General features: G+C 59.4%; 6 protein-coding genes. 5 read left to right on the forward strand and 1 reads right to left on the reverse strand.

Translation table 11 applies throughout. The features are described from left to right. Window positions 1–50: 50 nt before the first annotated feature. On the reverse strand, window positions 51–248 hold the full coding sequence (locus CRM90_RS29325; protein WP_233209587.1) for a hypothetical protein: 198 nt from the start codon (window positions 246–248) through the stop codon (window positions 51–53). 726 nt (window positions 249–974) lie between these two features. Between CRM90_RS29325 and CRM90_RS29330 the strand changes: the two genes are divergently transcribed. The 5 genes from CRM90_RS29330 to CRM90_RS29350 all read left to right on the forward strand — a co-directional run bounded on the left by CRM90_RS29330 (window position 975) and on the right by CRM90_RS29350 (window position 5,216). Then, on the forward strand, window positions 975–3,527 hold the full coding sequence (locus tag CRM90_RS29330) for an AAA family ATPase (protein WP_233209588.1): 2,553 nt from the start codon (window positions 975–977) through the stop codon (window positions 3,525–3,527). Window positions 3,528–3,685: 158 nt separating this feature from the next. Next, a complete protein-coding gene (locus tag CRM90_RS29335) occupies window positions 3,686–3,964 on the forward strand; it encodes a type II toxin-antitoxin system Phd/YefM family antitoxin (RefSeq protein ID WP_102810367.1) in 279 nt (92 codons plus the stop codon). Beyond that, a complete protein-coding gene (locus tag CRM90_RS29340; RefSeq protein WP_102810368.1) occupies window positions 3,961–4,239 on the forward strand; it encodes a type II toxin-antitoxin system RelE family toxin in 279 nt (92 codons plus the stop codon). The genes CRM90_RS29335 and CRM90_RS29340 overlap by 4 nt, the downstream gene beginning before the upstream one ends. Before the next feature lie 450 nt (window positions 4,240–4,689). Then, window positions 4,690–4,917, forward strand: coding sequence for a type II toxin-antitoxin system CcdA family antitoxin (locus tag CRM90_RS29345; RefSeq protein WP_102810369.1), 228 nt, complete (start codon window positions 4,690–4,692; stop codon window positions 4,915–4,917). After that, on the forward strand, window positions 4,914–5,216 hold the full coding sequence (locus tag CRM90_RS29350) for a toxin (RefSeq protein ID WP_102810370.1): 303 nt from the start codon (window positions 4,914–4,916) through the stop codon (window positions 5,214–5,216). Before CRM90_RS29345 ends, CRM90_RS29350 begins: the two co-directional genes overlap by 4 nt. The last annotated feature ends 436 nt before the right edge of the window (window positions 5,217–5,652 follow it).

A 5,652-nucleotide genomic window follows, 5' to 3' on the forward strand; every position in this document is an offset into this window, starting at 1 on the left:
GCCCGCCCGACGACACGGGACGGCTCAACCGCGTTGCCACATCAGAATCATCACCCGGCAACCCAACTCAGCATCAAAACCCACTCGCGCCACCTACCACGCAAAATCCGGGCTAGCGCAGCCTTAACTTCTCCCACTGCCTGACCGGCGCGGCGACTGTAAACCGAGTCGAATACCTTCTGGAGCTGTGCGTTCAACTGACGGGCAAACTCGCGCTCGAAGTTTGGGTTCATCTTGAAACCGGCCATGTCACACCCTCTGGGTGATCGTCTTGTCGGGATGACGCTTGACAGTGGCCTCAGTGACGAACCGGCCAGTAGCAGCCGAACGATGAACGGTCGACTTCTTCGACGTACCACGACCCACTTTTTCGGTCGTGGTTTGTCAACGGCGGCCGAAAATTGACCCCTTTTCGTCGGGTGAGTTCGACACGGGGTTAGTTTTCAGGCGACGCCGACATGGTTCCGCTCGGGTTGCGCCGAGCGGTTGACGCGGTTACAAACCGGCCAGAGCATGCGCTCCTATTCACACTTCGTGCCATTTGACACCTCCATATTCCATCACCTCGACCCTTCGCAGCCGGCTAGCAAGGTGAGCCATTCCGATTTGACGGGACCGTGGAGTGGATTACAGTGATGGTTCCTACACGCATCTCCGCACCCCGTCTCCGTGGTCTACACCCCACGGTTGCGGGGTGTACTGCATCAGTAGGATAGAACACACGTACGACAAAAGTCGCCGCGGCGCGCCGTTAGTGGACACAATCTGTAGTGCCCATAGGTTCGGTTGACCACCACAGGTTGTGCCGTGGGGCAAGGGATTCTTCCCATCAGGCAGTAAATCGACGCCTTCCAAGCTGGGGATCTTCGAGCGTGTGGGCCCTGCCCGGTGCGCACGCCAACTAAGGTCATGGGAAGTTGCTAGGTCAATCGCGACCTCGCACTCGTTGGCGATGGAGGGCCACAGTGGCAGGCTTGGCGACACCGCAGCGGGTAGATCCGCGAAACCTTCTCAGTGAATGGGCGAATGCTTCAGACGAGTGGGTGCGCTTCATCGTCAGACACGTCCTCCAGGGTGGCGGGCCGCTTGGGAACGAAGAAGAGGCCGACGCATACGCACTTTTCCGACAGGAGAAGGCCTTCGACACTCGCGAACTTGCCGTGGAGCTGCCATTGGCCACCTTCGAAAGTGAGGACGAAGCGATCGAACCCCTGACCCTGACCTCACTCTCAGGGGTAACCGGCGTCAACGCCCTCGTCGAAGGTGGCCTCATCGAGCCCCATGAGGGGCTCACGATCCTTTTTGGGGAGAACGGCACTGGGAAGACGGGTTACTCGCGGATCTTCAAGGCCCTCGCCGCCAGTCGAACTGCCGACGAAATCCTCGGGAACATCGAAGAAACCTCGCCGCAGGCGAAGTCTGCCGTTGTTTCCTACACACTGGGTTCAGAGTCCAAGACGTTCACGTGGACAGGTCAGCACGGCGTCGCCCCGTTTACCAGAATCTCAATCTTCGACAGCCCCTGCGTCAGCTTCCACGTCGATGTTGATCTTGAATACGTCTATGTGCCAGCGGTATTAGCACTCTTCAACCACGTGATCGCCGGCATTAAGGCGGTACAGGCTCAGCTAGAGCAATCTGTTCGAGATTTGAGATCGGGATCCACAAGTATCCTGCAGCGATTTCCGCGCGGCGCGACGGTCTACCCGCTCATCGAAACGCTCGGGGCTGCAACAGATCTGGAGCAATTGAGGGCGGCAGCGGACACCGACCCAGACGTCGACACTCGCATTGCTGAGTTGCGTCGCACGGTCGCAGCGCTAGAAGCAGACACTATCGGCGCCCAGATCAAACTCCAGCAGCGCGTGGAACTGATCCTTACTCAGGCGTGTGCCGCCGCCAGTGTGGTGGCCACGTTCGACGTAGACGCCTATAACCGCGAACTAGCGACGCTCGCTGGGTTGGAAAGCGACTATCGCACATTCCGAACGACCTTGTTCGAGGCTGCCGATCTTCCTGCTGAACCCGACGACACCTGGAGCGCCTTCATTGAAGCTGGCGAGACATACCAAGCACACCTCGTCGGCCTAGAAGCCCACGATCCCGCCCGCTGCCTCTATTGCCGTCAGCCGCTGGGCGACGACGCTCGGGCCCTCGTGAGCAAGTACTCCGAGTTTCTTGAAGACAAGATCACCGTCGAGATCGGCGCATCAAAGAGTCGGCTGGATACGCTCATCGAACCCGTCACATCTACACAGGCCAGAGATGCTCAAACATATGCGAGCGAATATGCCGACACGGACGAAAAGCCCTCATTCCACGCCGAACTCGATCGAGTGCTAGCCACAACAAGCACGCTAGTAGAGCAGTGTCAGTCGGCGGTAATCATCGAGCCGAGCCTAACCGAGCCAGCTTCGGCAGACTCCGAGTTACTCACCACGGCGCTGACCGGCGTCACGCAGACGTTAGCCGAGTTGAGGAAGCAAGCCGCCAGCCGGGCCGAGACTCTGACGGAAAAGAAGAAGGAACTCGTCGAGCTGGAAGCCTCGGCCGAGTTGACGAAGTCGTGGACGCAGATCGAGTCACTCGTCCGCGACGCGAAGCAGGCCGACCGGCTAACGCTGCTCGCCAAGCCGATGCCTGGTCTATTACGTACGGTCACGGGTCTGGCCAAGACCGCAAGCGACCAAATGATCAACGAGAGCTTCGACGCGCTGTTCAACGAAGAATGCATCGCCCTCCGAGCGCCCGCGCTGCGGGTTGAGTTCGTGGGCCGTCAGGGCCGCGCACAGCGCAGAAAGGTCCTCAACGGTAAACACAAGCCATCGACGGTGCTCTCCGAAGGAGAGCAGAAAGTACTCGCGATGGCAGACTTTCTTGCTGAAGCACGACTCGCGGGCATTACCGCGCCAGTTATCTTCGACGATCCTGTCTCCAGTCTCGATCACCGGCGAATCAACGAAGTCGCTCAGCGGATCGCCGCCCTTGCCGAGACGACGCAAGTAATCGTCTTCACACACGACATCTTCTTCGCGACCACGCTGCTCACACTTATGGAGGAAACAAAGCGTTGCTCGTACTTTCAAGTGACTGACGAAGACGGCAAGGGGCAGATCACCCGGGCAACCGGCCCCCGCTGGGACAGCCTGAACAACCTAAAGAGGAACATCAACGAAACGATTCAGGCAGCGAAGTCACAACAGGGCGACGCCCGTGCGGCGCTGATACGGACCGGCTACGACTGGATCAGGGCCTGGTGCGAGGTGTTCACAGAGACGGAACTGCTACAAGGTGTGACTCAGCGCTACCAACCAAATGTTCGGATGACCAATCTGCCAAAGATCAAGTCCGGGGCACTCCCAGTCGCGATCGAGACTGTCAACCGAATCTTTGAGGAAGCATGCCGGTACATCGATGGCCACTCCCAGCCGCTCCCCAGTCTCGGCGTCGGCCCTACCCTGGCGGGGCTTGAGGCCCATTGGCTCGAACTGACGCAGGCCCGCACCGCCTACAACGCTGCCGAGTAGCGGCTCCACTACCGAGCTCAGAATAGCGACTCAGCGATCTGATACCGGTCAGGCGAGCGGTCTAGCACAAGCCCTGATTGAACTCGCACCACTCAAGCACGCACCGTTACCAGTATTTAGGTCTTGCATAGATCAAAATTAAGCACTAATCTGGCGAGATGCGGATTCTCCCGATTTCCCAGTTGAAACAGAAGATCAACGAGTACGTCGATGCGGTCTCGCAGACTCGCGACCAGATCACCATCACAAAGAACGGTTCGCCGGCTGCCGTGCTGATCGGGGTCGATGAATGGGAGTCGATTCAAGAAACTCTGTATTGGCTCTCGCAGCCGGGCATTGCCGAGTCGGTAGCCGCATCGGAGGCCGACATTGCAGCTGGTCGAACCTACGGTGAGGATGAAATCCGCGCCGCCTACAACGCCCCTCGGGGGCCATGAGTCCGACCAATGGCTACTCGACGCGGTTCACCGCCACGGGCCGACGTGACCTCGATAAGCTGCCGCCGCGCATCGCGGCGGCCGTCATCGAATTCGCCTTCGGTGATCTGGCGCGCGCGCCGCGCCGTGTCGGCAAACCGTTGAGTGGCGAGCTGGCGGGCCAGCACAGCGCCCGCAGGGGGCCCTACCGGCTCCTCTATCGCATCGACGACGAGGACCACACCGTCTGGGTCCATCGCGTAGACCATCGCGCCGACGTTTACCGGCGTCACTGATGTTCCGCCATATTGTCACGTGACGCATTCGTGGCAGTCGCCGCCAGCGGCCCTGAGTTGACAACGACTAAATAGTGGCGAGACGAAGCCGAGCGGGCGATGTGGCTGTCGCTTCTCATTGAATCTCGGGCAAGCGACGGGCCCTGACCTGTGCTGCCCCAGATTGGATGAGAATCCCAACCAGGGTATTTCTCATCGGATCTGGGGCAACTTGGGCCACTTGCGCAACTGTTTTGAATAGAGGCAAGACCACGTTACCTGGAAAGTTTGTTGCCCCGGAGGAGTAACGCAACTGGATGAATTTAGACGTCGGGGCGCTGGCAGGAGCCGTTGCCCCAGATTCGATGAGAAAGACACGCGGTTGCCCCGGATCCAATGAGAATGGCCCAACAACAATGAGAACTGTCAGTGGCCGCGCACGATGATCCTACTTTTAGTAGGATGGTTGGTATGGCGAAAGATAAGGTGTCGGTCACACTGGACCGGGACGTGCTTGCAGCGGCAGATGCGGACGCTAAAGCGGCTGGGCTCAACCGATCCGAACTAGTCGAACAGGCACTGCGCCACGAACATCTCCGGATCGCGCTCAAAAGCTACGCAGCTACGACCGTCCCCGCGCTCAACATCGACGACTACGCGCAGAAGCTCTACGAGGCGAACCGGGCCGCCGGATTGTGATCGCTCCCGGCGACATCGCACCACGTCGCGACACCAACCACGAAGTTTATGTTGTCGTGCTGTCCAACGCGATTCACTTATCGGCCAATACCGGGCGCATCATTACCTGCCCCTTTATCCCAGGCCAGATCCCTGACACGGCAATGGCCCTCGTCGTTGCAGTCCGGCAGCCCGAAGGTGTCGCCCTGCCCGAATTGGTTCAATGGCTTCCCGCATCAGCGCTTGACGAGCCGATCGGCAACGTTGGCGTGAACGCGCTGCGTGACACAACGTCGTTCGTCGCAGCCCTCATCACCTGACTATTACATCTGCCGAAATCTGCTGAGAATGAACCAGATTCAATGACAACGGACATCACCGCGACGCGCCGATAACCGACCGCGTTCTGTGTCCCTTCAGGATTACGGGTGGTGATTCCCGCCGCGACCCGCGACGTGCGCAGCAGGTTCCGGGCTTGTGGCGCTTCGGTCCGTCTTGCCACGATCAGCACTGTTGACGGATCCCCGCAGGGTGTGGCCCGTTCCTTCGCGCATGCTGGACGCCCCGCCATTCACCGTGGAGCGCACCGAGGCCTCACTAGGGCGTGTCTGACAAGTGTTTCGGGTGTCGTGCCTGAGGCTTGGGGTATGTCGCGGTTTCAGCTGCTCACCGATGCTCAGTGGTCGTTGATCGAAGAGTTTGGTCGTGTCCGGGATCCGGTGTAAATGGGGAGCACGGGCGTAGGTTCCGCTTCAC

The organism is Mycobacterium sp. ENV421, assembly GCF_002887815.1.
Taxonomy (GTDB): Bacteria; Actinomycetota; Actinomycetes; order Mycobacteriales; family Mycobacteriaceae; genus Mycobacterium.